The sequence below is a fragment of the Desulfobotulus sp. genome (genome assembly GCF_034006065.1).
GTDB lineage: Bacteria > Desulfobacterota > Desulfobacteria > Desulfobacterales > ASO4-4 > Desulfobotulus.
In genome coordinates this window covers 1-3,505 of record NZ_JAVETM010000100.1, presented here as the reverse complement: position 1 = coordinate 3,505, position 3,505 = coordinate 1, and the positions used below count along the sequence as shown (strand labels likewise).

The 3,505-nt window shown below is 56.0% G+C and carries 1 protein-coding gene; it reads right to left on the bottom strand.

Features of this window, described 5'->3' with window-relative positions; translation table 11 throughout:
- A partial coding sequence (locus RBR60_RS16415) for a helicase-related protein (protein WP_320358805.1) occupies positions 1-3,457 on the bottom strand: 3,457 nt, incomplete at its 3' end.
- Between the last annotated feature and the right edge of the window lie 48 nt (positions 3,458-3,505).

Here is a 3,505-nt window from a genome sequence, read left to right as displayed (position 1 = left end):
TGCCGGGGGCAGGCATACAGAAATGGGTGGTCAGGAGATGTTGCAGATCCGTCCACGGCAAAGGCTGGGTCTGGTGGAAAAGATCACAAAACCCGCCTGGCTCTTCCCCGGCCAGGAGCCTCATCAAAACCTGGGAACCGGAACCAAAGCGAAAGAGATGGGGACCCAGGCCGGAATGGATGCTGTTGTTCCAGAGGCGCTCCATTTTTTCTGTAAAGGTTTGCCATACCTCTTGCCGTTCCCTGGGGGTATCCATGGTGAAAACCCCGGATTCCACGGTTGTACCGGCATCGGCCTCCATGACCTTCCACCCCAGAATCCAGGGCTGACGGGTCATGGGATCTTTTTCAAGATGGAGGAAAAAGAGCCTGGAAAGGTTGCAGGGAAAAAGATGGGTCTTTCTCTGTTGAAGGAAAATGCGGTTCGTTAAAAATGCCCGGCACCATCCAGTTAATTTCTCCCGGCGGCCAGGGGAAAGGTCAACTCTTTTTGCCTCAAGTTCTTTCTGGGCCCCTGCAAGGGTAGTGCAGCCCAGATGCCGAAAGGCGGAAAGTTCTCCCCCGGTCAAAAGGGGCAGGAATTGAATCTCTTCATGGAAAAGGGCGTCGCTGTAGCAGCCGGGAAACCCCGGGCAGTTAATACACCTGGAGTCAAGCCTGTGGTCTGCATCGGCAGGCGGCCTTGAAAGGATGTTGCCCAGTTTTTCAAACAGGGCAGGAAAGGCTGCCAGATAAGGCTTGAGGTCAAATTCATGGGTGTGGAAGGCCTCGGTTTCCTTGTCCTTTTCCTTGTCCTGTTCCTTGGGCTTGTTGGGCTTAGGTTTTGGATTGGGGGTAATGATGAATCCTCTTTGGGAGACAAGGGCCGGGAGCCGCCACCTCTCAATACTCTTTTCCAGGAGCAGGGCGTAAAAGGCCACCTGCCACTTGTGATGATACCCGGGGGTCTGGCTGTTCTTTATATCCCCGGCCCTTAGGAGAACCCGGCCCCTGCCATGGGGTGTGACCTCGATAAGATCGGGGATGCCCAGGATTTTAGGGCACCCCGGCACTGGGCACTCTGCCTCGAGATAGCAGTGGGAGAGCCGGACCGGCGGGGCAGCCCCCGGGTCAACAGGATCAAGGAGGGCCAGGCGGTTGACCGTGTCCGCCATAAGCCTTAAAGAGGGTATCATGGGGTGTTCTTCAGGGCCCGCAGGTTCTGGAGCAAGGCAGTCCCCCTGTTTTTCAAAGGCCTCAAGCACAGCCTCTTCATGGCGCATGCCCTGTTCTCTTGCAAGGGCCATGATCCCTTCCCGCTCTTTTACGGGGTGCCCAAGGCCAAGGTATTTCATGTAGAACCGCCTGTCACACCGGCCATGGAAAAAATATTCGCTGACCATGGTGGCGGTCAGGCAGGGCAGGGAGCCGGGCCTCTCAAAATCAAGGCAGGGTTCCTGCCACTGCCGGGACAAGAATGGGAACAAGAACGGGGACTCCTCCGGCTTTTGCACCCTGTTTTTTTCCCCTTCCAGGAGGGAATCTCCGGCAGCGATTTCAAAGGAAGAAGAGTCCCCGGCAGCGTCACCAATGGTGTCAGAAGGGCCAAGGTGTGCAATATCGCCGGAAACAATATGGGAACCTGCCCCAAGATAACGGGCAAAGGCAAGAACCACCCGCCGGTCAAACAGGAAGTCGGCAACCTCCTGGACCTTCTGCTCCCTTGGCAGGGTCTTCCAGAAAATGCTCAGGGGAATAAGGTTGCAAAGCACCCTGAAATGGGATGACACCCAGGCATGGAAGGATGCTTTTTCAAGGGGCAGGTCAAGTTTTTCAAACTCGATCCACCTGGAACATTCAACACCGGTTTCACTGGAGAGAAGCTCCACTTCATCATCCTCAAAAAACTCCCTTGCCGCCCACTCCAGCACAAGATTGCCGGCAGATCCCAGAAAGGTACAAAAAAGAAACCTGGCCCTGGTGCCCTGCACAACCTCAATGCCGTTGGCCAGGGTCACCCGTTTTTTTGTGCGGGCAAGCTCCTTGTGGAACAATTTTCCGGTCCTGACCATGAGGCCGCTCTCTTCGGGAAGAGTGCCGGATCGGAGAATCTTCCCCATGGCCTGGGCCGTCTCATGGGAGACATGGGCACCCAGGCCCACCCACACCAGTTCTTTATCGATTTTTTTCCCGGTGGAACGGGCCGTGACCTTTCCGGGATCACCCTCCTGGATTTTAAGGATTTTAAGTCGGCGGCCGGACAGATAGACCCGATCTCCAGGCTTTATCTGGGAAACAATGGAGAGGGGGATGTCGGCAACGGATTCTCCTGAGACCTCAAGGAGGTACTCTTTTTCCCTTTCCGGGAAATTGCCCCAGATCTTGTACTCGTTTAAATGTTTCCAGTATTGCCACCCGCCCCTGATAAGCCCTGGACGCCTGGTCTGTTTCAGCCATCCTTTTTTTTCAAGGGAGGTGAAAATTTCAGGCAGCAGGGTTTTATGTTCCGGGAACAGCCCCTTCAGGGCATTGAGGGAGATCTCTTTTTTTCCATAGAGGCAGGATATAACCTGCTGGCTCACCACGCTGGGAAGATCTTTAAAAGAGGGGGTTTCGATCTCTCCCCGGCGGCCAAGTTCGAGCAGGGCAAGGAAGCGGACCACCTGGTTGCCGGCGTTTTCCCCGGAGGTGATCCCCCAGAAGTTAATGGTCTCACCCCGGCGGTTGGCCCTGCCGATGCGCTGGAGAAAGGCGGACACTGAGCCGGGGGGCTGGTAGAGAAGCACGGCATCCACATCCCCCACATCGATGCCAAGCTCCAGGGTGCTTGTGGCAATGCAAAGGGCATGGGGGTTTTTCCTGAACCGATCCTCGGCCCTCTTTCGCTCTCCGGCCTTGAGGTTCGAGTAATGCAGCTCGGTGACCTGTCTGAACACCCCGTTGCGCCGGACTATTCCGGAGAGGCGGTCGCAGGCGGACCGGCTGTTGCAGAAAATCAGGATCTTCCTGTATTTCCACTCCCGGTAGAGGTCGTTCAGCAGGGCGGGAAGCTCGAATGCCTCGTCTTTCAGGTAAAGCAGCCGGGCTAGAATTTCCCGGTCCGCCCTTGCCGTAACCGCTATTCCCCCCTGTCTGAAGTCGAAAAAATCCATCACTCCTGGAATGTCGGAAATGGTGGCAGACATGGCGACCTTCTGAATGGGTTGTCCGGTTCTGCGTTCCAGGCGGGTAAAGAGATAGACCAGATGCCGACCCCGGTAGTGGTGAACCAGGGAATGGACTTCGTCAATGATAACAATGCCCACCCGGCATAAAAATCTTTTAATGCCGGCATTGGAGCTGCCCAGCATCACATCCAGGGATTCCGGGGTGGTGAACATGATGTCCGGCCGTTTCCTGCCGCCCCGCTTGATATCACCGGTTCGGATGGCCAGGGTCAACCCCAGACGCTCGGTGATCACCGCCTCGAACCTGCGCATCAGATCCTTTGCAAGGGCCCTGGTTGGAATGATGTAGAGCACGCCCCT